Annotated in this window: 1 protein-coding gene; it reads right to left on the bottom strand. The window is 55.6% G+C overall.

Annotated elements, in window-relative coordinates; all coding sequences use genetic code 11:
* On the bottom strand, window positions 1-268 hold a 268-nt coding region (locus tag A3722_RS16620), incomplete at both ends, for a TAXI family TRAP transporter solute-binding subunit (RefSeq protein WP_330220229.1).

Below are 268 nucleotides of genomic sequence, written 5' to 3' on the forward strand. Positions count from 1 at the left end.
GCCTGAACATCTGTATCCTGACCGTTATAGGTGCCGCCCGGAATGATGACCGAGATGTAGCCATCGTTCTGCTCCTGCAGCTTGGCGATCGTATCATCATCTACCGGGATCATGCGGACACCATTGCCCAAGGCCGCCTCGGCGATGGCACCGGATGGTACGGAAATAATTCCCGTGAATACATCCAGATGGCCATCCTTCAACTGCATGGACGCATCAGCATATGAAAGCCGTTCGATCCGCGCGGCATCCTCATAGCGCACACCGT

This window comes from Sulfitobacter sp. HI0027 (genome assembly GCF_001634775.1).
In the GTDB taxonomy this organism is placed as follows: domain Bacteria; phylum Pseudomonadota; class Alphaproteobacteria; order Rhodobacterales; family Rhodobacteraceae; genus Sulfitobacter.